This window comes from Rhodoferax sp. RT4P68 (genome assembly GCF_056521305.1).
On the sequence record NZ_JBWMBB010000019.1, the window covers coordinates 19,897 to 46,589 of the forward strand.

The window sequence follows — 26,693 nt, forward strand, 5'->3', positions numbered from 1 at the left end:
CGCGGTGCGCCCCGGAGGTCCACGCGGGCAGGGCGGGCAGTGTGATCGCGCGCCCTGAGCCCCGCCAGCTGCCGTGGGCGCGACACGGTGCCCAGGACCGCGCAGTGCCCGCCGTTCCCCCAGTGCCCGCCGTTCCCGCTGTGCCAGCCGTGGCAGCCGTAGCCGCCGTGACCGCCGTGACCGCCGTGACCGCCGTGGCCACTGTGCTGCCCGTGGCCGCACGGGGTCTTCACGCCCCCAGTCTGGCACCGCGTCTGGTCGACAGCCCACCGCAGTCCTGCGACCTGTTGATCGTCGGCGCCGGCCCGGCCGGGCTGGCGGCGGCACTGGCGGCGGCACCCAGCGGCGTGTCCATCGTCATCCTGGACGACAACCCGGCGCCCGGTGGCCAGATCTGGCGCGATGGGCCTGGCGTGCGGCTGCCCTCTGCGGCGCGCCGCTTGCGCAAGGCCGTGGCGCGCTGCACCAACGTGCGCATCTGCAGCCGCACGCGCGTAGTCGCCGCGCCCGGCGCCAACACGCTGCTGTTGGAAGACGCGCAGCAGGGCTGGCAGCTGCAGTGGCGCCAGCTCATCCTGTGCACCGGTGCGCGCGAGCTGTTGCTGCCGTTCCCGGGCTGGACGCTGCCGGGGGTCACCGGGGCCGGCGGGCTGCAGGCACTGGTCAAGGGCGGCATGTCGGTGGCGGGCGAGCGCATCGTCATCGCCGGCAGCGGCCCGTTGTTGCTGGCAGCTGCGGCCACGGCCCGGCGTGCCGGCGCCCAGGTGCTGCGCGTGGCCGAGCAGGCGCCCTGGCGTGCCGTGGCCGGCTTTGCGCTGCAGCTGGCGCGCTGGCCGCGCAAGGCCGCGCAGGCGCTGGCGCTGATGGATCCGCAGTACCGGGCTGGCCAGTGGGTCGTGGCGGCGCAGGGCGGGCAGGCAGTGGCGTCTGTGCGGCTGCGTGGGCGCGATGGGCGCGAAGAAGAGATCGCCTGCGACCGCCTGGCCTGCGGCTTCGGGCTGGTGCCGAACACCGAACTGGCGCGCCTGCTGGGCTGCGCGACGGTGGCGCACGGCGATGCGCTGAGCGTGGCCGTCGACGCGCTGCAGGCGACCAGCATCGCGGGCGTTTACGCGGCCGGCGAGTGCACCGGCATCGGCGGCAGCGAGCGAGCATTGCTGCAGGGCGCCATCGCCGGCCATGCGGCGGTGGGCGAGATCGCGCGCACCGCCAGCCTGCAGGCCGCTCTGGCACGGTGGACGCCGTTCGCTGCCTTGCTGCAGCGCCAGTTCGCGCTCGCACCAGCGTTGCGCCAGCTCGCCCAGCCGGACACGCTGGCCTGCCGTTGCGAGGATGTGCCGGTGCGCGCGCTTGCACCGCGCACCGGCTGGGTGGACGCCAAGCTGCACACCCGCTGCGGCATGGGTGCCTGCCAGGGGCGGGTGTGCGGCGCTGCGGCGCAGTTTCTGTGGGGCTGGTCGCCAACAGCGCCGCGCCCACCGCTGTCGCCGGTGCGCGTGGGCACGCTGGCGGTGCTGGCCGACAAGGAGCCACAGCCCGGCGCGCAGGGCGACGAGGTCGTCAACGGCCCGCTGCCCGGGGCGGGAGGCGGCCAGACCGTCAACGGCCCACTGCCCGGCGCGCCAACCATGACGCAGCCCTGACGTGACAAAGCCGCCGGGCCATGACGGCCGGCGGCTTTCTGTGTGACGCGCTGGTGGGGATTAGCCGGCGTTGCCGTCCTTCAGCTTCTCACCACCGCGGCGCACAGCGTCACCGGTTCTTTCCATGCCGTTGCCCACTGCATTGCCCGCCTTTTGTGCGCCGTGCTTGATGGCGTTGCCGGTACGTTCCGCACCGTGCTTGACCGCGCTGCCGGCGCGCTGTGCACCGTGCTTCACCGCGTCACCTGTGCGCTCGGCACCGTCCTTGACGGCATGGCCGGCGCGGTTCACGCCGCGCTTGGTCGCCTCTTCCGCACGGGCCACGGGGCCGGGCTGCGGATTTTTGCTGGCGGCGTCACGGTAGTTCTGCAGGGACTCGTCCATGCGCTGCTGGCGCGGCGCTGTCTCCTGTGCATAGGCGACGGAAGTGAAAGCCCCGACGGCGATGGCAGCGGCGATGGTGGTGGCGGTCTGGAATGTTTTGGTCATTGGCATCTGATGCTCCTGGAAGATTTGCGTGGGAACACTGTAGGCGGATGGCTGGGCCACACCGGCCGGTCGTCAGCCCGACTGGGTGTGCGCCGTTTCCCACGGAGGCCGCGGTCGCGTCGGCGCTGGTCTCCAGCCGCTGTGGCACGCCGAAGGCGGTCTGGCCATCTATCTGAATACGCTGCTTCGGCTTCAAAACAACATCTTGCGCACAAGATGCGACGACAAGTTCTCCCTGCTCGCTGGGGATAACTTTGGGGAAAACCCTAGGGGCAACGGGCCAAAGCGTTGACCGGCGCGGCCTGCGACGCAATGCCTGCGAAACGGGCATGTGAACAGTGCGGTGCGCGGCGCGGCGAAAATGCGGCCATTGCCCTGCTGCCAACCCCCTGGATGCCTGAATTGAGTCAACCCGCCGTGCCGATTGCGGCCAGCCCCCACGTCAGCGTTGCGCCGATGCTGGACTGGACCGACCGGCACTGCCGCTATTTCCACCGCCTGCTGTCACGCCATGCGCGCCTGTACACCGAGATGGTGACCACCGGCGCGCTGCTGCACGGCGACGTGGCGCGCCACCTGCGCCTGGACGAGACCGAGCACCCCGTCGCCCTGCAGCTGGGCGGCAGCGAGCCGGCCGATCTGGCCCACTGCGCGCGGCTGGGCGAGCAGTGGGGCTATGACGAGATCAACCTGAACTGCGGCTGCCCGTCCGAGCGGGTGCAGCGCGGGGCCTTCGGTGCCTGTTTGATGGCCGAGCCGCAGCTGGTGGCCGATGGCGTCAAGGCCATGGTCGATGCGGTCAGCGTGCCGGTCACGGTGAAGCACCGCATCGGCATCGACCGGGGCGAGGACTATGGTTTTGTGCGCGATTTCGTCGGCACCGTGAGCCTGGCGGGCTGCAGCACCTTCATCGTGCACGCGCGCAATGCCTGGCTGAAGGGCTTGTCGCCCAAGGAGAACCGCGACATCCCGCCGCTGCGCTACCCGCTGGTGCACCGGCTCAAGCAGGACTTCCCGCACCTGGCCATCGTCATCAACGGGGGCCTGAAGACAACCGAGCAGGTGGCCGACCAGTTGGTCCAGCTGGACGGCGCCATGCTGGGCCGAGAGGCCTACCACCACCCGTGGTGGCTGGTGGAGTGGGACAGCGCCTTCTTCGGCGCACCAGAGGAGCCGGCCCGCACGCGCGAAGCGGTCGAGCATCAGATGCTGGCCTACATGGCGCGCGAGGCGCGCGAGCACGGCACGCACTGGCATGCGATCGTCCGCCACATGATGGGCCTGCGCCACGGCCTGCCCGGCGCGCGCCGCTGGCGCCAGGTGTGGAGCGACCACCGCATGAAGGGGTTGCCGGCTGACGAGGTGGCGGCACTGGCGCACCAGCCGGAAGCTGCGGCGGCAGCGGCTTGAGGCGCAATGGAGTCCTGAGCGGCTGGCGCTCAGGCGTTCAATCGAACAGCGGCATCGCCGCGCCGAGAAAATCCTGTCATGCAGGCCGCGTCCAACAGCTGAGAAGGTCGGATGCGCCTGCGCGCGAGCGATCAGCCCGGCTCAGCCCGGCTCGACCACGTAGTCCGGATACTGGCGCCGGATCTCCTCCACCGCTGACAGCGTGCCCGACAGGTGCACGCGCAGCGCATCCTGGGCGGCCACCACATCGCCTGCCGCGATGGCTTCAGTGATGGCCCGGTGGTCGCGCAGGATCGACGTCGTCTTGCCCGCAGTCGGCAGGTGCAGCAGGCGCAGCCTGTCCACATGGCCCGACACGCGGGCCACCATGTCGGCCAGCGCCCCCATGCCGCCGGCCTCGTACAGCAGTTGGTGGAAGAGGCGGTCGGCTGCAACGAAATCGCCGTACTGCTGGGCTTTGGCCAGCGTCTTCTGTAGCGCGATCTGGCGCTCCAACGCGACGACAAGGCCCTGCGGCCGCTGCAGCGCCAGCTCGCGCACCAGCTCCAGCTCGATCGATCGCCGCAGGAAATGCGCCTGCCGCGCGGCCGTCAGGTCGATGCGGCTGACCAACGTGGCGTGCTGCGGGTAGACGTCGACCAGCCCTTCCTCGCTCAACCGCAGCAGCGCCTCGCGCACCGGCGTCTGGCTCACGCCGAACTGCTCGGCCAGATCCTGGCGGACCAGCACCGTGCCGGGTACCAGCTCGAGCCCCAGAATGGCCTCGCGCAGGCGCTCCAGCACCTGCGGCGCGGCCAGGCGCGTGCGGTCCAGGCGAAACTTTGGGAGGGCATTCATAGGATCTGTCCTGACGGGCTGCTGTGCGAGCCTCTTCGGGCGGCGGGGCGGGGCTCATCGCGCACGATTCTGCATTGACGTACTAATATATTAGTGTTTCAATGCCGCGCTGACAAGTTGAACCACTCCAAGGAGATGAACATGCACCGTCGCACGATGATCCAGGGCACGCTCGCCACCGTGGCCGCCCTGACCGCCAGCGCGCTCGCGCTACCGGCGCTGGCCCAGGGCAGCTGGCCCACCGGCAAGGCCATCACCTACATCGTCCCGTTCCCGCCCGGCGGCAACACCGACACGCTGGCCCGCCTCATCGCGCCAGCGCTGTCGACCGCGCTGGGCACGCCCGTGGTCATCGACAACAAGGGTGGTGCGGGCGGCAGCGTGGGCTCGACGATTGCGGCGCGCGCCGCGCCGGACGGCTACACGATCCTGGGCGGCACCATCAGCTCGCACTCCATCAACGTCAGCCTGTATTCCAAGCTCGACTACGACCCGATCAAGTCGTTCGCGCCCGTGGCGATGCTGGGCTCCGGGCCGCTGGTGCTCGCCGTCAACGCGAGCAGCCCGTACAAGACCTTGAACGACGTACTGGCCGCCAGCCGCGCGAAGTCCGGCGGGCTGTCGTCGGCCTCGCCCGGCAACGGCACCTCGCCGCACATGGCCATGGCCTTGCTGAGCTACCAGTCGGGCGTGGCGTTCACGCACATCCCCTACAAGGGCAGCGGCCCGGCCGTGCAGGATCTGGTTGGCGGGCAGGTGGACATGATGTTCGACACCACCCTGATCGTGGGCCCGCACATCCAGTCCGGCAAGTTGCGGCCCATCGCGGTCAGCAGCGCCAAGCGGCTCGAGTCGCTGCCTGACGTGCCCACCATCGCGGAAGCCGGCCAGAAGGGCTTCGACATGGGCTCCTGGCAGGCGGTGTTCGCGCCGGCCGGCACGCCCAAGCCCATCGTCGACCGGCTGCATGCGGAGATCATGAAGATCGTCGCCACGCCCGATGTGCAGGCGCGGCTCAAGAATTTCGGCATGCTGCCCTCCGACATGACGCCGGCCCAGCTCGGCGCCTACCAGGTCAGCGAAGTCGACAAGTGGGCCAAGGTGATCAAGGCGGCCGGCATCAAGGCGGAATGATGACCCTTCCAGCAGATCCCTCGAAGACACGACGCACCTACGACAGCCTGCGCAGCGCGCGCTGGTTCGCGCCCGACGACTTTCGCTCGTTCGGCCACCGCTCGCGCGTGCTGCAGATGGGCTATGGCTACGAGGATTGGGTGGGCAAGCCCATCATCGCCATCGTCAACACCTGGAGCGATGCGAACCAGTGCCACACGCACTTCAAGCAGCGTGTGGACGATGTGAAGCGCGGCGTGCTGCAGGCGGGTGGGTTCCCGTTGGAGCTGCCGGCCATCAGCCTCTCGGAAAGCATGGTCAAACCCACCACCATGCTCTACCGCAACTTCCTTGCGATGGAGACCGAGGAGCTGCTGCGCAGCCACCCGGTCGATGGTGCCGTGCTGATGGGCGGCTGCGACAAGACCACGCCGGGCCTGACGATGGGTGCCCTCAGCATGGGCCTGCCGTTCATCTACCTGCCCGCCGGCCCCATGCTGCGCGGCAACTGGAAGGGCAAGGTGCTGGGCTCGGGCTCGGACGCATTCAAGTACTGGGACGAGCGCCGCGCCGGCCGGCTCTCTGACCAGGCGTGGTCCGAGATGGAAGCCGGCATCGCCCGCAGCCACGGCACCTGCATGACCATGGGCACGGCCGCCACGATGATGGGCATCGCCGAGTCCATCGGCTTCACGCTGCCGGGCGCGTCCAGCATCCCTGCAGCGGATGCCAACCATGTGCGCATGAGCGCCGAGTGCGGCCGCCGCATTGTTGACATGGTGTGGGACGACCTCACGCCCGCCAAGATGCTCACGCGCGCCAACTTCGAGAACGGCATCGCCTGCGCCATGGCGATGGGCTGCTCGACCAACGCCATCATCCATTTGATCGCCATGTCGCGCCGGGCAGGTCACCCCGTCAGCCTGGAAGACTTCGATGGCTTCAGCCGCCGCGTGCCGGTGATCGCCAACATCCGGCCGAGTGGCGATGCCTACCTGATGGAAGACTTCTTCTACGCGGGCGGCCTGCGCGCGTTGCTCGAACGCATTCGCGGCCACTTGAAGACCGATGCGTTGACGGTCAACGGCAGGACCATCGGCGAGAACATCGCCGGGGCAGAGGTCTATCAGGACGACGTGATCCGCCCGCTGGACAACCCCATCTACGCCGAGGGCGCGCTGGCCGTGCTGCGCGGCAACCTGGCGCCCGATGGCGTGGTCATCAAGCCCAGCGCCTGCGCGCCGCACCTGCTGCAGCACACCGGCCGCGCGCTGGTGTTCGACGATTACCCCAGCCTCAAGAAGGCGGTGGACGACCCCGATCTGGACGTGACCGGCGACGACATCCTGGTGCTGCGCAATGCCGGCCCGCTGGGCGCCGGCATGCCGGAGTGGGGCATGCTGCCGATCCCGACCAAGCTGCTGAAGCAGGGCGTGAAAGACATGCTGCGCCTGTCGGACGCACGCATGAGCGGCACCAGCTACGGCGGCTGCCTGCTGCACTGCTCGCCCGAGGCGGCGATCGGCGGGCCACTCGCGCTCGTGAAGACCGGCGACCGCATCACGGTTGATGTGCCGGCCCGCACCATCCACCTCGACATTTCAGACGAGGAGATGGACACGCGGCGCGCCGCCTGGACGCCGCCGCCGCCGCGCTACGAGCGCGGCTACGGCTGGATGTTCGGCCGCCACATCAAGCAGGCCAACGAGGGCTGCGACTTCGACTTCCTGGAAACCACCTTCGGCAAGGCTGTGCCGGAACCCGACATCTATTGACTGGAGCCCCGCCCATGAACCCGCAAACCCGTGACCAGTTGATGAAGGTCAGCACCGCCACCTTGTGCACCGCGCTGTTCAAGCGCGGCCTGCGCAGCCAGATGATCCAGAACGTGCGGCCGCTGAACCCCGCCGGCCCCAACATGGTCGGCGAGGCGTTCACGCTGCGCTACATGCCCGCGCGTGAAGACCGCAACGGCATCGAAGTTTTCAAGAACCGCGACCACCCGCAGCGCGTGGCTGTGGAGCAGTGCCCGCCCGGCGCGGTGATGGTGATCGACAGCCGCAAGGACGCACGCGCCGCATCGGCCGGCGGTATCTTGGTTGCGCGGTTGATGCAGCGCGGCGCAGCCGGCGTGGTGACGGATGGCGGCTTTCGCGACAGCCCCGACATCGCCAAGTACGCCATGCCCGCCTACCACGCGCAGCCCAGCGCGCCGACCAATCTCACGTTGCACGAGGCCATCGAGATCAACGGCCCCATCGGTTGCGGCGACGCGCCGGTGTTCCCCGGCGATGTGATTGTGGGCGATGCCGAAGGCGTGCTGGTGCTGCCCGCGCACCTGGCCGACGAGATCGCCGCCGAGGCCACCGAGATGACGGTGTTCGAAGACTTCGTGCAGGAGAAGGTGATGGAGGGCCGCAGCATCCTGGGCCTGTACCCACCGACCGAAGAGAAGAGCCGCACCGATTTCGCCGAGTGGCGCAAGGCCAAAAACCGTTGAACGCCGCTGAACGCCGCTGAACGCCATTGACCGCCTGGAGGAGACCACCATGCACCGCAGAATTTTCACCCTCGCCGCCGCCCTGGCGCTGGCCCTGCCCACCTTCGCGCAGACCTTCCCCACCAAGCCCATGACCATCGTGGTGCCGGCCTCGCCCGGCGGCGCCATCGACCTGGCCGCGCGGCTGATCGGCCAGAAGTTCACCGAGGCCTGGGGCCAGCCCGTCGTCATCGAGAACAAGACCGGCGCCACCGGCGTGATCGGCACCGACTTCGTGGCCAAGGCGGCGCCCGACGGCCATGTGCTGGCGCTGGTGGCCAGCAGCCACGCCATCAACCCCAGCATGTTCAAGAAGCTGCCGTTCGACACGGTCAAGGGCTTCGAGCCCGTGGTGCAGACGCACACCGTGCCGCTGGTGTTGGTGGTGGCGCCCGATTCGCCGTTCAAGACCATGCAGGACGTGATTGCCTTCGGCAAGAAGAACCCGGGGCAGCTGAGCTTCGCCTCCAGCGGCAACGGCGGCGCGCCGCATTTCTCGGGCGAGTTGTTCAAGAGCATGGCCGGGCTGGACATGCAGCACATCCCCTACAAGGGCAGCACGCTGGCGCACCCGGATTTGATGAGCGGCCGCGTCTCCATCATGTTCGACACGCTGGCCGCGACCAGCGCCCACATCAAGGGCGGCAAGCTGCGGGCATTGGCCGTCACCACGCCCAAGCGCCTGCCCGCACTGGCCGATGTGCCGACAGTCGCCGAAGCCGGCCTGCCGGGCTACGAGACCAGCACCTGGGGTGGCCTGCTGGCCCCGGCCGGCACGCCCAAGGCCGTGGTCGCCAGGCTGGCGGCCGAGACCACGCGCAGCCTGGCGCTGCCCGATGTGCGCGAACGCATGTTGGCCGCGGGGGTCGAGCCGGTCGGTGGCACGCCGGAGCAGTACGCGGCGTTCATCGGAACCGAGATGATCAAATGGGCGAAGGTCGCGAAAGACGCGGGCATCCAACCGGAATGAACATGACGACACCACGCATCCTTCAACTCGGCAGACTGCTGCCGTACCTCGAACAACACCTGGCGCAAACGTACGACGTGCACCTGCTGGTGAACGAGGCCGATCCGCAGGCTTTTCTCGCGCGCGAGGGCGCGGGCTTTGCCGGCGCCGTCACCAACGCCGGCTTGGGCATCGACGCTGCCACGATCGCGGCGCTGCCGAACCTGAAGGTGATCTCCAGCTTCGGCGTGGGCTTCGACAAGGTCGACGTCGCCGCCGCGCGGGCACGCGACATCCCGGTCGGCTACACGCCTGACGTGCTGAACGACTGCGTGGCCGACACGGCCTTTTCGCTGGTGATGGATGTGGGCCGTGGGTTCACCGCCTCCGACCGCTACCTGCGCCGCGGCGACTGGCTCAAGGCCCCGTTTCCGCTGGCCACGCGCATCAGCGGCAAGAAGCTGGGCATCCTGGGCCTGGGCCGCATCGGCAGCGTGATCGCGCGCCGCGCGAGCGGCTTCGACATGGAGGTGCGCTACCACAACCGCCGCCCGGTGGAGGGCAGCCCCTACGGCTACGAGGACTCGCTGGAGAGCCTGGCGCGCTGGTCTGACTTCCTAGTCATCGCCGCGGCCGGCGGGGCGGAGACGAAGCACCTCGTCTCGCGCGAGATCCTGGCCGCGCTCGGCCCCAAGAGTTTCATCGTCAACATCGCGCGCGGCTCGGTGATCGATGAAGACGCGCTGATCGAGGCGCTGGAGAACAAGACCATCGGCGGCGCCGGCTTGGATGTCTATGCGGACGAGCCCCGCGTGCCGGCCCGCCTGATCGCCTGCGACAACGCGGTGCTGTACCCGCATCTGGCCAGCGCCACGCACGAGACCCGCAAGGCCATGGCAGATCAGGTGCTGGCCAATCTGGCAAGCTACTTCGAAACGGGGAAGGTCGCGGTCGCGGTACCTTGAGCCGCTGAGCGCTGAGCGCGCAGGGCAACCCCAGCTTCGCCACGGTGCTGAAGGTCATGCGGGCGCTGGGGCTGCAGTTCAACGTGCAACCGGTGACGCACGTCGTTTGACCCGCTAAGCTGCGGGTCGACCCGGGGGCGTCGCGCCTGTCTGGGGTCGCTTCACAGGAGTCCCGCAGATGTCCTTTCCCCCCATTCCCCGCGCCGCGTTGGCGGTCATTGCGTTGGCCGTTCTCAGCGGCTGCGCGAGCCTCGGCGGCGCGCCATCCGTCACGCTCAAAAAGGCGCAGCTCGACCAGATCGTCGCGAGCGTGCAGGGCCGGCCGGCGGCCGACTTCGCCGCCTTTCTCGACCACGCCACGCGCGTGCAGCCGGCGCTGGCGCCGCTGGTGCAGCGTTACAAGGCTCGCCAGCCGCTGGCCGGTGACGACCTGGCCCAGCTCGGCCGCCTGCTCGGCCTGCACACCCGATTGGCGCAGCAGGCTGCCGTCATCGACGCCACCGCCAAGATGGTGGCGCTGCCGACCGTGCGCGGCAGCACGCCGCCACATGAAGACCCGCAGATCATTGCGCTGGGCCAGCTGGTCGGCAGCATGGCGCGCGACTTCGACCTGCAGTACCGCAACGTCGACAACCGCGTGTTCGAGGTCAAGCTCGCCGGCAGCGGGCCGGACGAGTTCGGCATCCTCACGCACGGCGACGTGGTGCCGGTGGTCGCCAGCGAATGGGTGTTGCCGGACGGCACGAAGCTCGACCCCTTCAAGCTCACGCGCGTGGGCGGCCTGCTGTATGGGCGCGGCAGCATCGACGACAAGGGCTCGATCGCCGCGGTGCTCTACGCCATGAAGGCGGTGAAGGACAGCGGCCTGCCACTGGCCCGCACCATCCGGCTCATGATCGACACGACCGAGGAGACCGGCGGCGAGGCCATCCGCTACTACCAGCAGCAGACCACGCTGCCGGCCTACAACATCGTGCTGGACAGCAAGTACCCCGCAGTGGTGGCCGAGAAGGGCACGGGCGCCCTGCGAGCCGGCTTCGTGCTGGCGCCGAAGATGGCTGGGGCACCTGGCGCGGCCACCATCACCGCCATGGCTGGCGCGGCCTCGGCCAACGCCATCCCGCAGACGGCCACGGCGCGCCTGCAGGCGGGCGACTCTGTGGCCCTGGCGGCGCGGCTGAGCGCGGCCAAGGACGCGTTCATCCGCCAGTACGAAGGGCAGGGCGGCAAGTTCGCCATCGACGTGGCGGCCGGCGCTGCGGGCGTGGACGTGAAGGTGACGGGCTCGTCGGCGCACGGCTCGCGGCCTGAGGAGGGCGTGAACCCGGTGCCGCGGCTGGCGCTGTTCCTGCAGAGTGCGGGCCTGCCGCTGGTGGACAACGGCTATGCGCAGGCCGCGCGCTACATCGTCGACATTTTCGGCCTGGACTACCTCGGCAACGCCATGGGCCTGGCCTACGCAGACGCGTTCATGGGCCCGCTGACGGCATCGCCCACGCTGATCCGCGAGAACGCCGGCAAGGTCGAGGTGACGGCCAATGTGCGCATGCCGCGCGGCAATACGCCGGAGGCGCTGAGCGCCGCCACGCAGGCCAAGGTGCGTGCGTGGAGTGCATCGACGGGCATTGCCGTGGACGTGGCCCACACGCAAGGCAACTGGATGGCGCGCGACCCCAAGGGCGCGTGGTTGTCGACGCTGTTGAACATCTTTGGCGACACGACCGGCTTGCCGTCTGCGCCCGTCTCCACGGCCGGCAGCACGACGGCCAAGCAAATGCCCAATGCGATCAACTTTGGCCCCGCGATGCCGGGCAAGAAGTACACGGCACACAACGCCAACGAGTACAAGGAGATTGCGGACCTGGATGCCGACATGCAGATGTTCACGGAGATGCTGGTGCGGATCGGCAATCTGCCGCAGATGCAGTAAGCACGTTGGCCACGGCGGCCGATGTCCCGGCCGTGACGGCGCGCCCATCGTGCCGCTGCGAACATCCATTCCGATCGAAGAAGGAGGAAGACACCATGAGCATCCAACGCAAGGCCTGCATCGTCGGCGCCTTTGAACACCCCACGCGCAAGGCGCCCGACAAGACGGTTGCCCAGCTGCATGCCGAATGCGCGCGCGGCGCATTGCTGGACGCCGGGCTCACGCTCGGCGATGTCGATGGCTATTTCTGCGCCGGCGATGCGCCCGGCCTGGGCGCGCTGAACATCGCCGACCACATCGGCCTGCACCCGCGCCATGTGGACTCGACCGACATGGGCGGCTCGTCGTACCTGGCGCATGTGGGCCACGCAGCGCAGGCGATTGCGGCCGGCAAGTGCAATGTGGCGCTGATCACGCTGGCCGGGCGCCCGCGCTCGGAAGCCTCCAGCGGAACGCAGCCGCGCAACTTCGGCCCGAACCTGCCGGACCAGCCTTTCGAGGCACCGTTCGGCCCGGTCACGGTCAACATGTACGCCATGGTGGCCATGCGCCACATGCACGACTGGGGCACGACGGCCGAGCAGCTGGCGTGGATCAAGGTGGCCATGTCGCACCACGCGCAACACAACCCGCACGCCATGCTGCGCGATGTGGTGACGGTGCAGGACGTGTTGAACTCGCCCATGATTTCCGACCCGCTGCACAAGCTCGATTGCTGCGTGGTCAGCGACGGCGGTGGCGCACTGGTCGTCACGCGGCCCGAGATCGCACGCAGCCTGAAGCGGCCCATCGTCAACGTGCTGGGCGCGGGCGAGGCGCTGAAGGGGCAGGAGGGCGGCAACATCGACCTGTCGCATTCCGGCGCCCTGTGGTCCGGCCCACGCGCGTTCGAAGAGGCGGGCGTGAAGCCGGCCGACATCCAGTACGCGTCGATCTACGACAGCTTCACCATCACGGTGCTGATGCAGCTGGAAGACCTGGGCTTTTGCGCACGCGGGCAGGGCGGGCGCTTTGTGGCAGATGGCAATCTGATTTCCGGCAGCGGCAAGCTGCCGGTCAACACCGATGGCGGTGGGCTGTGCAACAACCACCCTGCGAACCGGGGTGGCATTACCAAGGTGATCGAGGCGGTGCGGCAACTGCGCGGTGAGGCGCACCCTGCGGTGCAGGTGAAGAATTGCGGGCTCGCGCTTGCACAGGGCACAGGCGGGCTGCTGGGCTCGCGCCACGGCAGCGCCACGCTGATCATGGAAAGGGCTTGAACATGACGACGATTGCACAAGACCGCGCCTGGCCCGCGCCCGTCATCTACCCCGACAACACCGAGTTCTGGGCCGGCACGGCGGCTGGCCAACTGCTGGTGCGCCATTGCGAGGAGTGTGGCAAGCCGCACTGGTACCCGCGCACGCAGTGCCCGTTCTGCATGTCGGATCGGGTGGTGTGGAAGGCCTCGAAGGGGCAGGGGCAGATCTACAGCTTTACCGTGTGCCGGCGGGTGGGGCCAGTGCCGTTTGCGATCGCCTATGTCCGCTTGGATGACGGCGTGACCATGATGACCAACATCGTCGATTGCGACCTGGATGGGTTGGCGATCGGGCAGAGAGTGCAGTTGGTGTTCAAGGCGGCAGAGGGTGGGGCGATGTTGCCGATGTTCCGGCCTGTGGGCGCTGGGGGCACCTAGTTCCGTAGAGGGCAGTGTGGCTGGTGCGGGGCCGCCCGGCATGGGGCACCCCCAGGGCCGACCCGGCTCAGCGCCCCTCGCCTAGGGGCTCGGGGTCCCCTGCGGTGCTCGCGGCATGGGCGCATTGCACAACTCGCACCACTCACTGCGTTCGTTCACCTCGAACAGGTGCAATGGATCAGTTCACGAGGCGTGCTGCGCCGCTGCCCATACCGCTGCGCTCCTCGGCGCATCTGCAGGGCCGGCCCTGGGGGTACCCCATGCCGGGCTCGGTGCGGCTGACTCGGATGCACGGTGCGCGCTGGTAGTTCCGAGAGAGAGGCCGTTGGTTGTCCGGCGAACGCGCCCGCGTCACGCGAGCCTGTCCGCCGGCTGCGCTTCAGCCACCCGTCACGTAGCCCGGCCTGGGGTGGCCGCCGTGGCCAACCTGTGGCCGCGCCGAGGAGCGCAGGACTGCGGGCGGCGGCGCAGCACGCCTCAATGACTGACTCATTGCACTTGTTCGAGGTGAACGAACGCAGTGAGTGGTGCGAGTTGTGCAATGCGCCCGCAGGCCGAGCACCGCAGGCTGCCCGAGCCCCTGGGCGAGGGACGCGTCCACCGGGCGGCCACGGCGGGCACCCCGGGCCGGGCGGCCCTGCCGAGCGCCTGCGCCCTACAACGAGCGACTTCCTCTGCTCGCTGCGTCAGCGCACCAGCAACTTGTCCAGCAGCACCGCCACATGCACAGCCTCGCGCTGCGCCCCGTCGGCGATCTGGTGCCGGCAACTCGTGCCATCCGCCACGACGATCGCATCGGGTTGCTTGCGCACAGCCGGCAGCAAGCTCGCCTCGGCCATCTGCATCGACACCTCGTAGTGCGAGGCTTCATAGCCAAAGCTGCCGGCCATGCCGCAGCAACTGCTGTCGATCAGCTCTGGCTTCGCCTCGGGGATCAGCTTCAGCACATCGAGGATCGGCGTGACCGCACCGAAGGCTTTCTGGTGGCAGTGCCCGTGCAGCAGGATGGGTTGGCCGGCCGGCTTCAGCTTGATCACGAAACGGCCGGCCTTCGCCTCGCGGGCGATGAACTCCTCGAACAGCAGGGCTTGCTGCGACACGGTGACAGCCTTTTCGCCCAGGCCCATGACCAACGCCTCATCGCGCAGCGTCAGCAGGCACGACGGTTCCAGGCCGACGATGGCGATGCCGGCCGCGGCCAATGGCACGAGCGCGTCAATCAGCGCCGAAGCCTTGGCACGCGCTTCGTCCACCATGCCGCTGGCGAGATACGTGCGGCCGCAGCAGTGGTGGCCGCCGGCTTTCTCCACCGTGTGCAGCACGTAGCCGGCGGCCTTCAGCACGCGGGCGGCGGCCAGTGCGTTCTCGCTTTCGAACGTGCCGTTGAAGGTGTCGACGAACAGCACGGCGGTCTTCTGGCCGGCCTTGGCTGCTGCCAGCGTGGCGTCGCGGCTGGCGAACATCGACGTGTCGCGTGCGCGCCAGAAGGTGTTGCTGCGCCACATGGGCAAGGAGCGCTTGGCCGAGAGGCCCAGCAGCTTCTCAACCAGCCATGGGGCGCCAGGCACATGGTTGTGCAGGTTCATGAGCCAGGGCAGGCGGCTGGCGGCGTGCGCGTAGTCGGGCAGGCGGGCGACGAGCTTGTCTTTCAACGTGTGGCCGTGCTTGCCCTTGTAGTGGGCCAGGAACTCGATCTTCATCTTCGCCATGTCCACGCCGGTCGGGCAGTCGCGCTTGCAGCCCTTGCAGCCCACGCACAGGTCCATGGTTTCGTGCATGGCTTCGCTGGTGAACGCGTCGGGGCCGAGCTGGCCCGAGATCGCCAGGCGCAGCGTGTTGGCGCGCCCGCGCGTCACGTGCTGCTCGTCGCGCGTCACGCGGTAGCTGGGGCACATGGTGCCGGCGTCGAACTTTCTGCAGGTGCCGTTGTTGTTGCACATCTCCACGGCCTTGGCGAAGCCGCCGGTCACGTCGCCGCCGGTGCCGGGCGCCGTGGTCACCTCGGTCACCGGGTCGGCCTGCACGTTCCAGGCGGACCAGTCAAGCACGGGCTTCAGTTCGATGCGCTTGTACGGGCGCGCCGATTCCGGCGGAGCGAAGCGCATCAGCGCCACGTCGTCCATCTTCGGCGTGTCGATGATCTTGCCGGGGTTGAACAGGTTGATCGGGTCCAGCTTGTGCTTGATGGCGCGAAAGGCCTGGTTGATGGCCGGGCCGAACTGCCACTCGATCCACTCGCCGCGGCACAGGCCGTCGCCATGCTCACCGCTGAAGGCGCCCTTGTACTTGCGCACCAGCGCGCTGGCTTCTTCGGCGATGGCGCGCATCTTGGCTGCGCCCCCGCCCGGCCCGCCCGTGCGCATGTCCAGAATGGGCCGCACGTGCAGCGTGCCCACGGATGCGTGCGCATACCAGGTGCCGCGGCTGCCGTACTTGGCGAAGACTTCGGTCAGGCCATCGGTGTACTCGGCCAGGTGCTCCAGCGGCACGGCGCAGTCTTCGATGAAGCTCACGGGTTTGCCGTCGCCCTTCAGGCTCATCATGATGTTCAGGCCCGCCTTGCGCACTTCCCACAGATTCTTCTGCGGCGCGTCTTCGGGCATCTGCACCACGCTGCCAGGCAGGTTGAGGTCGCCCATCAATTCGACCAGCTGGCGCAGTTGCGGCAGCAGGGCGGCCTTGTCGCTACCGGCGAACTCGACCAGCAGGATGGCGGCGGGCTTGCCGATCAGCGCTGTCTCCACCGTGGGGCGAAAGGCCGGGTTGGCCAGCGCCAACTCGATCATCGTGCGGTCCACCAGCTCCACGGCGGTGGGCCCGAGCTTGACGATGTGCTGGGCCGCGTCCATGGCGGCGTGGAAGGTCGGAAAGTTGACGATGCCCAGCACCTTGGCGCGCGGCAGCTCGCAGAGCTTGAGCGTAAGGCTGCGGGTGTAGGCCAGCGTGCCCTCGCTGCCGATCAGCAGGTGCGCCAGGTTGACGCTGCCGTCGCTGGTGTAGGGCTTCTCGCTCTGGTTGTAGAAGATGTCCAGGTTGTAGCCGGCGACGCGGCGCATGACCTTGGGCCAGCGGGCGGCGATCTCGCTGCTGTGCTGCGCGGCCAGCTTGCGCACGTGGTCGGCAATCGCTGCCGCCCGGCCGCCGAGCTGGGCCACGGGGCCGAACTCGACCAGCTCGCCATCCGACAGCCAGGCGCTGGCGCCCAGCACGTTGTGCACCATGTTGCCGTAGGCAATCGAGCGCGAGCCGCAGGAGTTGTTGCCCGCCATGCCGCCCAGCGTGGCCTGGGCGCTGGTGGACACGTCCACCGGGTACCACAGGCCGTGGGGTTTGAGCTGCGCGTTCAGGTGGTCCAGCACCAGGCCGGGCTGCACGGTAGCGGTGCGCTCTTGCACATTGATGTCGAGCACCTGGCGCAGGTACTTGCTGTTGTCGATGACCAGGGCCGCGCCAGTGGTCTGGCCGCACTGGCTGGTGCCGCCGCCGCGCGCGAGGATGGGCACCTTGAGGTCGCGTGCAATGTCGATGGCGATGGACACGTCGCGCTCGCTTCGGGGCACCAGCACACCCACCGGCATGATCTGGTAGATCGACGCGTCGGTCGCATAGCGCCCGCGCGAGGCGGTGTCGAACAGCACCTCGCCCTCGGTCTCCGACTGCAGCCGGCGGGCCAGTGCCTCGCAGGTTTCATTGGGCGGCAGCACGGTGCCGGCGGGCAGCAGGGCGGTGGCGGGGTCGATCTGCATGGTGGAGCCTTCAGTTCTTCTTGGCGCTTGCCGTCTTGGGGTAGATCTCGCCGGCGCGCAGCAGCGCCAGCACGGTGTCGCGCTTGCGCAGGACGTGGGCCGTCAGCACCACACGCAGCGCGGTGGCGTCGTGGGCCTGCAGCGCCTCGATCATCTGTTCGTGCTCCTGCACGGCAAACTTCCACTTCGCCTCGTCCTGGTTGGTGCGAAAGCGCAGCGACTGCACCCGGGCGTTGATAGATCGGTAGCTGCCGGCCAGCACCGGGTTGCGCGCGGCCTCGTTGATGCCGGTGTGGATCAGCGCGTTCAGCCGGTAGTAGCCCGACAGGTCACGCCGCGCGTAGCAGGCCATCATCTCGAAGTGCAGCGCGCGCAGCTCGGCCAGCTCGGCCTCGGTGATGCGCTGCGCGGCCAGCTCGCCGGACATGCCTTCCATCATGGCCAGCACCTCGAAGGTGTTCAGCACGTCGGCCTCGGTCAGCTTGACGGCCACGGCGCCGCGGTTGGGCAGCAGATCGACCAGGCCCTCGGCGGCCAGCAGCTTGATCGCCTCGCGCAAGGGCGTGCGCGACACGCGCAGTTGCTCGCAAAGTTCACGTTCGTTGAGCTTGGCGCCGGGCGCGATGCGGCCCTCCACCAGCATGGTGCGCAGCCGCGCGGCCACCTGGTCGTGCAGTGCCAGGCGCGAGATTTCGATGATTTCAGCCATGTTGTCCTCTTGTGAATGGATTTTGCATGCAAATTAGTAGCCTCTGCAAGACTTAAATCAGGGTTATCCAGGGCTTGCGTTTGTTTTTTGAATGCAAAAATTGGGTAATCAACGAGGAACTGACCCATGCTCCAGCTCGACCTGCATCCCACCGGCCGCCATTTCCTGCAGATCCCCGGCCCCAGCCCGGTGCCAGACCGCATCCTGCGGGCCATGAGCCTGCCCACCATCGACCACCGCGGGCCGGAATTTGCCACGCTGGGGTTGAAGGTGGTCTCGGGCATTCAGCAGATCTTCAAGACGAAACATCCGGTCGTGATCTATCCGGCATCGGGTACCGGCGCGTGGGAGGCAGCGTTGCTCAACACGCTCTGCGCAGGCGACCACGTGCTGATGTATGAGACCGGTCACTTCGCCAGCCTGTGGAACAAGATGGCCACCAAGCTGGGTATCCACACCGAGTTTCTGGCCTGGGAGGGGCGCGACGAGCAGTTGCCCAGCGCCGGCAGCTGGCGCCGTGGCGTGCAGGCCGAGCTGATCGAGGCACGGCTGCGCAAGGACACGGAGAAGAAGATCAAGGCCGTGTGCGTGGTGCACAACGAGACGTCGACCGGCGTCACCTCCGACATCGCCTCGGTGCGCAAAGCCATCGACGCGGCGGGCCACCCAGCCCTGTTGATGGTGGACAGCATCTCGGGCCTGGCCAGTGCCGACTACCGCCACGACGAGTGGGGTGTGGACGTGACGGTCAGCGGTTCGCAAAAGGGGTTGATGCTGCCGCCGGGCATCAGCTTCAACGCGCTGTCGCCGCGCGCACTCGAAGCCTCGAAGGCGGCGACGCTGCCGCGCGCCTTCTTCGACTGGCACGAGATCGTGGAGATGAACAAGAGCGGCTACTGGCCCTACACGCCCAGCACCAACCTGCTGTATGGCCTGTCCGAAGCGCTGGACATGCTGCAGGCCGAGGGCCTGGAGAACGTGTTCGCACGCCACCAGCGCTGGGCGGCCGGCGTGCGCGCCGCCGTCAACGCCTGGGGCCTGCCGATCCAGTGTGCCGACCCGGCCGTGTATTCGCCCGTGCTGACCGGTGTGATCACGCCCGAGGGCGTGGACGCCGATGCGCTGCGCAAGCTGATCCACGAGCGATTCGACCTGTCGCTGGGCACGGGGCTCGGCAAGCTCAAGGGCCGCATGTTCCGCATGGGCCACCTGGGCGACAGCAACGACCTGACGCTGGTGGCCATGGTGGCGGGCGTGGAGATGGGCATGAAGCTGGCCGGCATCGCGCTGGCCGGCAGCGGCGTGCACGCCACCATGGACTATTTCTCCGGGCACCCGGCCCCCGCGCTGCAGGCTGCACGCTGAATTCCCCCGACCACGAAAGAACCCCTATGCAAAGACGTACCTTGATCCAGGCCGCCGGCGCCGCCGTCGCCTCGCTGGGCGTGCCCAGCCTCTTCGCGCAGGATTGGCCCACTGCGCCGGTGCGCATCGTCGTCGGCTTTCCGCCCGGCGGCGGCACTGATGCGCTGGCACGTGTGGTGGCGCAAAAGCTCACGGCGATGTGGGGCCATTCGGTCATCGTCGAGAACAAGCCCGGCGTGGCCGGTGTGCTGGCGGCCGAATACGTCTCGCAGCAGCCCAGCGACGGCAGCACGCTGCTGATGGCGCACATCAACAGCCATGCGCTGGCGCCCAGCCTGCAGCCCAAGCTGCGCTATGACGCACAGCGCGACTTCGTGCCCGTGGTCATGGTGGGCGTCACGCCCAATCTGCTGATCGCCGGGCCGGGGCAAAAGGCCACCGCGCTGAAGGACATCGTGGCGCTGTGCAAGGCCGAGCCCGGCAAGATCAGCTTCGGCTCGGCCGGTGCTGGTTCGGCCCAGCATCTGGCGCTGGAGATGTTCAAGCTGCAGGCCGGCGTGGACGCCATGCACGTGCCCTACAAGGGCAGCGGCCCGCTGTTGGCCGACCTGATGGGCAACCAGATCCAGTACAGCTTCGAGACCATGACGGCGGCCACGCCGCACGTGAAGAGCGGCAAGGTGATCGCCGTGGCGCAGACGCGCATGAAGCGCGCCAAGGGTCACCCCAACGTGCCGACCATGCAGGAGCAGGGCTTCGACGGCTTCGAGGCCACCACCTGGTACGGGCTGGTGGGGCCGGGCAAGCTGCCGGCTGCGATAGCCGACAAGGTCAACCGCGACGTCAACACCGTGCTGGCCATGCCCGACGTGCAGGAGCGGCTGGACACCTATGGCGCCGAAGACGGCGGCGGCTCGCGCGAGAAGTTCGCGCAGTTCATGGCCAGCGAGACGGCCAAGTGGGGCAAGGTGGTGAAGGACGGCAAGGTCAAGATCGACACCTGAGCTCGCCCGGTTTTGCCGGCGCCGCTCGCACCGCAAGCGACCGGTCGAAAGAGCGCCGCGACAGGCGGCCCGCTCGGCCGCCGCGCCCGAGTGGTTCAGCCGTGTCCCCGTGCTTCGACCACCGCCACTGCGGCCGCCAGGTCTTCCAGCGCGGTGCCGACGGCCTTGAAGACGGTGCGTTCGGCCGCAGACCGGCGCCCCGCGCTGGCGCCACGCACCAGCGATTCCAGCGTGCCGCGCACGTCGTCGGCGGTGAACACGCCCCGCTCCAGCGGGCCCAATAGGTCACCGCTCTTGTGCAGCGCCTCGGGCGTGTCGATGTAGATCCCGGCATCGACGAAGCAGGCGTCGTCGGTCTCGCGCATCGTGGGCGAGAAGCTGCCGATCAGATCCAGATGGCTGCCGGGCTGCAGCCAGGCGCCATGCACCACCGGCGCCGTGGCCAGCGTGGCGCAGCTGACGATGTCGGCCTGCGCGCAGGCGGCGGCCAGGTCGCTGGCAGCCTGGGCCGGCACGCCATCGCCACGCAACTGCCCGACCAGCGCAGCCGCCTGCTGCGGCGAGCGCGCCCACACCGTCACGCGGTCGATCGGCCGCACGGCTGCGAACGCCGCCGGCAGCCAGCGCGCCAGCCGCCCGGCGCCGACCACCAGCAGGTGGCGCGCATCCTCACGCGCCAGGAACGACGCGGCCAATGCCGATGCTGCCACCGTGCGCCGCGCGGTGATCTCGTCGCCATCGAGCAGCGCGAGCGGCACGCCGGTCTGCGCGTCGTGCAGCAGGTAGCTGGCGTGCAGGCCGGGCAGGCCAAGCGCGGCGTTGCCGGGCGCGATGTTGATGACCTTTACGCCGTAGTGCCGGTCGGTCCACGCCGGCATGATCAGCGAGGTGAAGCCGGGCGCCTGGTGCGTGTGCCGCAGCGGCACCGTGCAGCCACTGGCGAACATGGCGCGCAAGGCTTCGATGACGACCGGGAAGGGCAGGGCGGCGCGCACGGCCGCGCCGTCGAACCACTGCATCAGGCTTCGGCCAGGTAGTGCGTCATCTGCACCGCCTCGCCGGGCAGCATGAAGGCCCGCACCCGCGCCTCCAGCTCATGGTCGGCCAGCGTATGGCGTGCGCGCTGGTGCAGGTAGTCGGCCCAGGAGGTGACGATGAAACGCTCGACGAAGCGTGACGGGTCGGCCAGGTCGCGGTAGATGCGCCAGAAGGTGGCGCCGTCGCGCCGCCGGTGCGCGCGCATATGGCTGGCCGCTTCCACAAACGCCGCGGCGGCTGCGGGGTCGATGCGGTAGCCGATCTCGATGGCCACCGGGCCGGCCTCGGGTGGGGGTTCCTTGGAGACGTACAGCTCGTCCCAGGGCGTGGTCGGCGTCACGTCCTGCGTGTCGCCCATGCGCAGCGGGAAGGGCTTGGCCAGCAGCAGGCCGCCGGCCATCGCCACGCCGGCCGCGACGAGCGCGAACGACAGGCCGAAGATGTCCGCCGCCGCGCCCCAGAACGCCGAGCCCAGCGCGAACGAGCCGAGTGCGCACAGCGTGTGCATGGCCAGTGCGCGGGCCCGCACCCACGGCGGCACACTGGTCTGCGTGGCGGTGTTAAAGGTGGACATCACCGCCATCCAGGCCGCGCCGCCGGCCACCAGCGCCAGGTAGACCAGTGGCGGCCAGGGAGCGAAGGCCGCGATCAGATTGACCGCCGCGTAGACCACGCAGCCGATGGCCACCAGGCGTTCCAGCCCGATGCGTTGTCGCACCTTGCCGATGACCAGGCCGATGAGGACCGCGCCGGTGCCCAGGCAGCCCATCAACAGGCCGTAGCCGGCCGCGCCCAAGCCCAGCTTCTGCTGGCCGATCATCGGTAGCAGCGCCCACAGGGCCGAGCCGGCGCCGCTGTAGGCCACGGTGCGCACCAGCTGCGCCAGCACCGTCTGCGAATGCCAGGCGAAGCGCAGCGCGCTGAGCATGCCGCCCCACAGCCGCTCGGCCGGCAACCGAGAGGGCGGGTGCGGCTTGGGCGGGTAGCGGCGAATCGCCATGGCCATGACGACCACGCTGCCCACGGCAATCGCGAAGTTCCACGCGCCACCGACGGTTGCGAACACCACGCCGGCCAGCGCCGGGCCGATCGCACGCGCGGCGTTGTAGGCGATGGAGACGCAGGTGATGGCCTGCGGCAGGTCTTCACGCGGGATGGAATCTCCAACGGTGGAATTCCACGCCGGCGACAGCAGCGCGGTGCAACAGCCGGCGACGAAGATCATGAACAGCAGCGTGCCGGGCCCGCCGATGCCGGCCAGCAGCAGCACGGCCATCAGCGTGCCGGCCAGCGCCTGCACCACGAGGGCCGTCAGGATCAGCTTGCGCCGGTCGGTGATGTCGGCCATCACACCGGCCGGCAGCGACAGCAGAAACATGGGCAGGAACACGGCCGTCTGCACCAGCGCCGCGAGAAACGACGAGCCCGTCATCTCCACCATCATCCAGGCCGCCGCCATGGCTTGCATGGCGTTGCCGATGAAGTAGATGCCGCCGCTGCTCCACAGCGCGCGAAAGTTCTGGTTGCGCAGCGTCGCCCAGATGGAAGGGCTGGGCAGGGGCGTGGCACTCATATGGGCGGCGATTGTCCATGGTCAGCGCAGCGGCCCTGGTCGCAGGGGCGTCGCGCTGTGCGCAGGTGCGCCGGGGCCGTGCGAACCGACGTGTGCAGGCGAGCAGGGAGCGCGCTGAACCTTGCCAGGCGGACCAGCGCCGTGCCAGCGCCTTGCTCGCGAGCCGGCCGTGCCCCTTCAGGCGAGTGCAGCGCGCGCGGCCGGCCGCGTGGCGCGCAAGCCCATCCACTGCGCCTCGGCCAGCAGCACAACGGTTGCGGCCTGAACGATGACCCAGACCATGCCCAGCGCCGTGACGGGGAACAGGCCGCTGGCCAGCAGCGCCACGCAGGCAGCGGCCCAGCCGAAGTTGCCGATGGCCACCAGGCCGATCAGCGTACGCGGAGGTGAGGCGCGCAATGCCATCGCACCGGCAGCGGCGGCATAGACCAGCAGGAACAGGCCGGTGCCGAGCAGCAGGCTGCCGGGCAGCCCGGTGATCCGGGCCAGGCTGTCGGTGAAGCCGACTTGCAGCGCACCGGTGGCGGCGCATGTTGCGGCGTCGACGCCCATCACGCGGGACAGAAAGCGAGGCGACGAGAAGATCGAGGACATGGAGGGCTCCTTGGGGTGGCACGCAGCGGGACCATCCCGATGCGTTGGGCCGCATGGTTCCCGGTGGGGCGCCGCCAGGCCATGACCTGTCAGGTCATGGGCGCACTGCGAGGGACAGGTCAGAATTTGCCGATGCCCCACCCTGCCGCTACCAGTGTTCCTGCCGTGTCGGCCCATGCGCCGGCCCACCCGCTGCGCCAGCCCGGTGCGCGCGACCCGTTCGGCATGCACCTGCGCCACTGGCGCCAGCACCGGCGCATGAGCCAGCTGGACCTGGCGCACGAGGCCGACATTTCCACCCGCCACCTGAGCTATGTGGAAACCGGCCGCGCCGCGCCCAGTCGCGAGATGGTGCTGCGCCTGGCCGAGCGGCTGGGCGTGCCGCTGCGCGAGCGCAATGCGCTGCTGGTGGCGGCCGGCTTTGCGCCCATGTACCGACAGCGCGCGCTGGACGACCCGGCCCTGGCGGCCGCGCGGCAGGCGGTGGATCTGGTGCTCAAGGGCCACGAGCCCTATCCCGCGCTGGCGGTCGACCGCCACTGGCATCTGGTCGCGTACAACGCGCTGGTGCCGCTGTTGATGGCCGGCGCCGCGGCGCATCTGCTGCAGCCGCCGGTCAGCGTGCTGCGGCTGTCCTTGCACCCTGAGGGCCTGGCGCCGCGCATCGCGAATCTGGCGCAGTGGCGCGCGCATTTGCTGGAGCGCTTGCTGCAGCAGGTGGCCGCCACCGGCGACGCGGTGTTGCAGGCGCTGCACGACGAGCTGGCGGGCTACCCGGTGGGCGAAGCGGGCGTTGCAGTCGCTGCAGGCGGTGGCGAGTTGTCGAGCGTGGTCGTGCCGTTTCAGCTGCGCACGCAGGCCGGCGTGCTGAGCTTCATCAACACCACGACGATCTTCGGCACGCCGGTGGACGTGACGCTGCAGGAGCTGGCGGTGGAGTCGTTCTTCCCGGCCGATGCGCAGACGGCGCAGGCCTTGAGGAAGCTGGCAGAGACGGTGAACGCAGCCGGCTGATCAGTCCAGGCTGCCCAGGTGCTCGCGGGCGGCGGTGACCAGGCGCTGATCGAAGGACGCAAGGCGGGTCTTGAGTTCGGCGGCCAGCCACAGGTAGGCCGCGTCGTACGCGCTCAGTTGGTAGCGAATGGCCAGCGCCAGCACTTGCTCGGGCGGCACCGCATGCAGCGTGACGCGCAACTGCGTGAAAGCAGCCAGCCCGTCCTGCGCCATCTGGGCCTGGCCTTGCTTGTGCTTCTTGAGAGCCACGCTGGCCATCTCGAGGTTCAGCAGATGCGGCGCATGCAGGATCTGGCCTTCCATGGCCGCCTCGGCCTGTAGCTTCCAGTCCTCCTGGAAGACCCGTCCTGCGACGACGCTGCAGTCCACCACCAGCGGCGGCTGCACGAGGTAGTGCGCGGGTGGTTCGGCGACGTAGGACGGCGGTGGTGGGGCAGTCACCGCGCGTCCCGCTCTGCGCGGATGATGTCGACGCCTTTTTCTACGTCCGTGATCGCTTTCGGATACTTGGCGTCAAGCTCCGCGCCAATCTGCGCGATGGTTTTCCAGCCTTGGACCTGACCACTCGGCGTGGGCGCCGGTTGGCTGGTTGCCACTGTCTCGCCCGCCACCGCGCGTTCGAGAATGGCCATCAGCTCACCCTGCAGCGAGCGATGGTTGCGCGCCGCGCGTTGGCGGAGTGCTTCGGCCCAGGCTTGCGGAACGTCTTTGACGGAAAGATGTGGCATAACGGCTCCAAAGCGGATATGAAGCCATTTTGGAGCCGTTTGCTCTAGGTGGTCAATCGCCACCCTGCGGATGAAGAATGGCCCATCCGCCTGGGGGGATGTTCTCTAGTACTCCCAGAACACCCGCTGCAGCTCAGCTGAGCTGAGCGGCCGGGTCAACGCCACCATCGCCAGAATGCGCGCCTTCTGCGGGTTCAGATCGTGCGCGACCACCCAGTCGTACTTGTCATCGGGCTGCTCGGCGTTGCGCAGCACGAAGCCGGCCGGCACGCGGGCGCTGCGGATCACCTGCACCCCATCGGTGCGCAGCTTTTGCAGGGCGGGCACGACGCCGGCCGCGACCGAGCCGTTGCCGGTGCCGGCGTGGATGATGGCCTTGGCCCCTTTGCCCAGCGCTTCGTACGCGGTCGGCGTCACGTTGCCGTAGCCGTAGGCGATGTCGACCTGCGGCAGCGCCGTGATCTCGTCGATGTTGAATTCCGACTGCGCGGTGTGGCGCTTGACCGGCGCGCGGAACCAATAGTTCTTGCCTTCCACGACCATGCCCAGCGGGCCCCACTGGCTCTTGAAGGCCTCGGTCTTGATGTTGATCGCCTTGGTGACGTCGCGGCCGCTGTTGATCTCGTCGTTCATCGTGACCAGCACGCCTTTGCCCATGGCGTCCTTGCTCGCGGCCACATTCACGGCGCTGAACAGGTTCAGTGCGCCGTCGGCCGACAGGGCCGTGCCCGGGCGCATGGAGCCGACGACGACGATGGGCTTGCTGGTGCGCACCACCAGGTTCAGGAAGTAGGCGGTCTCCTCCAGCGTGTCGGTGCCGTGCGTGACCACGATGCCGTCCACGTCCGCTTGCTTGACCAGCGCCGAGACGCGCTTGGCCAGCGTCAGCAGGTGTTCGTTGGTGAAGCTTTCGGATGCGATCTGGAAGGTCTGCTCGCCTTTGACGTTGGCGACCTTGGAAATCTCCGGCAGGCCGGCGATCAGCTTGTCGACCGGCACCTTGGCAGCGGCATAGGTGGCGCTGTTGGCGGCCGAGGCGCCTGCGCCGGCGATGGTGCCACCGGTGGCCAGGATGACCACGTTGGGTAGCTGCTGTGCATGGGCAATCGCAGCGGCCGCGAGCAGTGCGGCACTGGCGACGAAGCCGCGGAGGCGGGGGGAAAGAGTCATGAAAAAAGCTCCAGTCATTGTTGGTTTGCCCCGGTTGGCCGGCTGACGCGCGCGCCGTGTCTTGGTGCGTCGCGGCTGGCTTGCTGGCCTGGGCGCGCAGGAAGATACAGGAAGCGTGCCGCTGTGCACGGCGCGCGCATGCCGTGTCCGCATGCGGTGATGCCGCTGCTCGCGGCGCCAGGTCGCGCTACCCTGA

At 68.8% G+C, this 26,693-nt stretch carries 22 protein-coding genes and 1 pseudogene; 13 read left to right on the forward strand and 10 right to left on the reverse strand.

The window, feature by feature from the left end:
- Nucleotides 1–254: 254 nt before the first annotated feature.
- Nucleotides 255–1,520, forward strand: a pseudogene (locus tag AC099J_RS28985) (FAD-dependent oxidoreductase); the annotation flags it as partial.
- A 183-nt stretch (nucleotides 1,521–1,703) separates the two neighbouring features.
- On the opposite strand, the gene AC099J_RS28990 reads toward AC099J_RS28985, so the two are convergent.
- Complete coding sequence (locus tag AC099J_RS28990) at nucleotides 1,704–2,138, reverse strand: hypothetical protein (protein ID WP_479618786.1); 435 nt, start codon at nucleotides 2,136–2,138, stop codon at nucleotides 1,704–1,706.
- A 387-nt stretch (nucleotides 2,139–2,525) separates the two neighbouring features.
- Between AC099J_RS28990 and dusA the strand changes: the two genes are divergently transcribed.
- Nucleotides 2,526–3,542: a tRNA dihydrouridine(20/20a) synthase DusA gene (gene dusA, locus AC099J_RS28995; protein ID WP_479618787.1), complete on the forward strand. Its 1,017-nt coding sequence runs from the start codon at nucleotides 2,526–2,528 to the stop codon at nucleotides 3,540–3,542.
- A 141-nt stretch (nucleotides 3,543–3,683) separates the two neighbouring features.
- Here the strand turns inward: dusA and AC099J_RS29000 are convergent, their stop codons facing one another.
- Entirely contained in the window at nucleotides 3,684–4,379 is a 696-nt protein-coding gene (locus tag AC099J_RS29000; protein WP_479618788.1) for a GntR family transcriptional regulator, read from the reverse strand.
- 141 nt (nucleotides 4,380–4,520) lie between these two features.
- Here AC099J_RS29000 and AC099J_RS29005 point away from each other — a divergent pair, with 141 nt between their 5' ends.
- From AC099J_RS29005 to AC099J_RS29040, 8 genes are all read left to right on the forward strand, one after another.
- Nucleotides 4,521–5,513 (forward strand): Bug family tripartite tricarboxylate transporter substrate binding protein, encoded by a 993-nt coding sequence (locus AC099J_RS29005; protein ID WP_479618789.1) that lies wholly within the window; start codon nucleotides 4,521–4,523, stop codon nucleotides 5,511–5,513.
- Nucleotides 5,513–7,267 carry an L-arabinonate dehydratase gene (gene araD / locus AC099J_RS29010; RefSeq protein ID WP_479618790.1) on the forward strand — a complete coding sequence of 585 codons (1,755 nt, stop codon included), beginning with the start codon at nucleotides 5,513–5,515 and terminating at the stop codon, nucleotides 7,265–7,267. Before AC099J_RS29005 ends, araD begins: the two co-directional genes overlap by 1 nt.
- Nucleotides 7,268–7,281: 14 nt before the next feature.
- Nucleotides 7,282–7,992, forward strand: coding sequence for a ribonuclease activity regulator RraA (locus AC099J_RS29015; protein ID WP_479618791.1), 711 nt, complete (start codon nucleotides 7,282–7,284; stop codon nucleotides 7,990–7,992).
- Between the two features lie 49 nt (nucleotides 7,993–8,041).
- On the forward strand, nucleotides 8,042–9,001 hold the full coding sequence (locus AC099J_RS29020) for a tripartite tricarboxylate transporter substrate binding protein (protein ID WP_479618792.1): 960 nt from the start codon (nucleotides 8,042–8,044) through the stop codon (nucleotides 8,999–9,001).
- Nucleotides 9,002–9,003: 2 nt separating this feature from the next.
- Complete coding sequence (locus AC099J_RS29025) at nucleotides 9,004–9,945, forward strand: 2-hydroxyacid dehydrogenase (protein WP_479618793.1); 942 nt, start codon at nucleotides 9,004–9,006, stop codon at nucleotides 9,943–9,945.
- A 178-nt stretch (nucleotides 9,946–10,123) separates the two neighbouring features.
- Nucleotides 10,124–11,875, forward strand: a complete 1,752-nt coding sequence (locus AC099J_RS29030; protein ID WP_479618794.1) for a dipeptidase — start codon at nucleotides 10,124–10,126, stop codon at nucleotides 11,873–11,875.
- Between the two features lie 95 nt (nucleotides 11,876–11,970).
- Nucleotides 11,971–13,137, forward strand: a complete 1,167-nt coding sequence (locus AC099J_RS29035; RefSeq protein WP_479618795.1) for a thiolase domain-containing protein — start codon at nucleotides 11,971–11,973, stop codon at nucleotides 13,135–13,137.
- Between the two features lie 2 nt (nucleotides 13,138–13,139).
- Nucleotides 13,140–13,556, forward strand: coding sequence for a Zn-ribbon domain-containing OB-fold protein (locus tag AC099J_RS29040; protein ID WP_479618796.1), 417 nt, complete (start codon nucleotides 13,140–13,142; stop codon nucleotides 13,554–13,556).
- 686 nt (nucleotides 13,557–14,242) lie between these two features.
- Here the strand turns inward: AC099J_RS29040 and AC099J_RS29045 are convergent.
- Together AC099J_RS29045 and AC099J_RS29050 are read right to left on the reverse strand one after the other, a co-directional pair.
- The gene (locus AC099J_RS29045) at nucleotides 14,243–17,302 is read right to left on the reverse strand and encodes an FAD-binding and (Fe-S)-binding domain-containing protein (protein ID WP_479618797.1); all 3,060 of its coding nucleotides are present in this window, start codon (nucleotides 17,300–17,302) and stop codon (nucleotides 14,243–14,245) included.
- A gap of 10 nt (nucleotides 17,303–17,312) precedes the next feature.
- The gene (locus AC099J_RS29050; RefSeq protein WP_479618798.1) at nucleotides 17,313–18,011 is read right to left on the reverse strand and encodes a GntR family transcriptional regulator; all 699 of its coding nucleotides are present in this window, start codon (nucleotides 18,009–18,011) and stop codon (nucleotides 17,313–17,315) included.
- Nucleotides 18,012–18,137: 126 nt separating this feature from the next.
- Between AC099J_RS29050 and AC099J_RS29055 the strand changes: the two genes are divergently transcribed.
- Nucleotides 18,138–19,376: a pyridoxal-phosphate-dependent aminotransferase family protein gene (locus tag AC099J_RS29055; protein WP_479618799.1), complete on the forward strand. Its 1,239-nt coding sequence runs from the start codon at nucleotides 18,138–18,140 to the stop codon at nucleotides 19,374–19,376.
- A 26-nt stretch (nucleotides 19,377–19,402) separates the two neighbouring features.
- Nucleotides 19,403–20,380: a Bug family tripartite tricarboxylate transporter substrate binding protein gene (locus AC099J_RS29060; protein WP_479618800.1), complete on the forward strand. Its 978-nt coding sequence runs from the start codon at nucleotides 19,403–19,405 to the stop codon at nucleotides 20,378–20,380.
- A 95-nt stretch (nucleotides 20,381–20,475) separates the two neighbouring features.
- Here AC099J_RS29060 and lhpI read toward each other — a convergent pair whose 3' ends face one another.
- The 3 genes from lhpI to AC099J_RS29075 form a co-directional block, all read right to left on the reverse strand.
- Nucleotides 20,476–21,399: a bifunctional Delta(1)-pyrroline-2-carboxylate/Delta(1)-piperideine-2-carboxylate reductase gene (gene lhpI / locus AC099J_RS29065; RefSeq protein ID WP_479618801.1), complete on the reverse strand. Its 924-nt coding sequence runs from the start codon at nucleotides 21,397–21,399 to the stop codon at nucleotides 20,476–20,478.
- Nucleotides 21,399–22,991: an MFS transporter gene (locus AC099J_RS29070; RefSeq protein WP_479618802.1), complete on the reverse strand. Its 1,593-nt coding sequence runs from the start codon at nucleotides 22,989–22,991 to the stop codon at nucleotides 21,399–21,401. The genes lhpI and AC099J_RS29070 overlap by 1 nt, the downstream gene beginning before the upstream one ends.
- A gap of 177 nt (nucleotides 22,992–23,168) precedes the next feature.
- Nucleotides 23,169–23,585 carry a hypothetical protein gene (locus AC099J_RS29075; protein ID WP_479618803.1) on the reverse strand — a complete coding sequence of 139 codons (417 nt, stop codon included), beginning with the start codon at nucleotides 23,583–23,585 and terminating at the stop codon, nucleotides 23,169–23,171.
- Nucleotides 23,586–23,717: 132 nt separating this feature from the next.
- Here AC099J_RS29075 and AC099J_RS29080 point away from each other — a divergent pair, with 132 nt between their 5' ends.
- Nucleotides 23,718–24,599: a helix-turn-helix domain-containing protein gene (locus AC099J_RS29080; protein ID WP_479618804.1), complete on the forward strand. Its 882-nt coding sequence runs from the start codon at nucleotides 23,718–23,720 to the stop codon at nucleotides 24,597–24,599.
- On the opposite strand, the gene AC099J_RS29085 is transcribed toward AC099J_RS29080, so the two are convergent.
- The 3 genes from AC099J_RS29085 to AC099J_RS29095 form a co-directional block, all read right to left on the reverse strand.
- Nucleotides 24,600–25,040, reverse strand: coding sequence for a type II toxin-antitoxin system VapC family toxin (locus AC099J_RS29085; protein ID WP_479618805.1), 441 nt, complete (start codon nucleotides 25,038–25,040; stop codon nucleotides 24,600–24,602). It abuts the gene before it with no gap.
- Entirely contained in the window at nucleotides 25,037–25,327 is a 291-nt protein-coding gene (locus tag AC099J_RS29090; protein WP_479618806.1) for a FitA-like ribbon-helix-helix domain-containing protein, read from the reverse strand. The genes AC099J_RS29085 and AC099J_RS29090 overlap by 4 nt, the downstream gene beginning before the upstream one ends.
- Nucleotides 25,328–25,432: 105 nt before the next feature.
- Nucleotides 25,433–26,497, reverse strand: coding sequence for a type II asparaginase (locus tag AC099J_RS29095; RefSeq protein ID WP_479618807.1), 1,065 nt, complete (start codon nucleotides 26,495–26,497; stop codon nucleotides 25,433–25,435).
- Nucleotides 26,498–26,693: the final 196 nt, after the last annotated feature.